Origin of the sequence: Bacillus cereus group sp. N24 (assembly GCF_016483345.1) — a bacterium.
In the GTDB taxonomy this organism is placed as follows: domain Bacteria; phylum Bacillota; class Bacilli; order Bacillales; family Bacillaceae_G; genus Bacillus_A; species Bacillus_A toyonensis.
Window position 1 is genome coordinate 1 of sequence record NZ_JAEHCA010000108.1, and the last position, 362, is coordinate 362.

A 362-nucleotide genomic window follows, 5' to 3' on the forward strand; every position below is an offset into this window, starting at 1 on the left:
GCTGAAATGGAAGGGATGATCTACATGATTGAAAAGAATGAAATGAAATATGAGGAATTTGTGGAGAAAACGAATACGTTTGTAAAAGACACAGTGGAACAATTAGGCGCAATGGATGATAAGGTGTCGGATAGCATTATTAATACCTGGAATCAGCAGATTGAGGTGTGCAAATGCCCTTGTAGAAAAGGAAAAATTCTTCATAAAGGAAACTTTTACGGGTGCAGTAATTATCCGGAATGTGAAATCGCCTTACCGAAAAAAATTAAAGAAAAAGCGATTCCGGAAGCGCAAGCGAAAAAGCTTTTTGAGGATAAAAAAACAGATCTTTTAAAAGGATTTAAGTCCAATGAGAAGGAGTT

General features: G+C 36.2%; 1 protein-coding gene. It reads left to right on the forward strand.

Annotation, left to right across the window (positions count from 1 at the left end):
- On the forward strand, positions 1-362 hold a 362-nt coding region (locus tag JDS95_RS30580), incomplete at both ends, for a topoisomerase C-terminal repeat-containing protein (protein ID WP_368857221.1).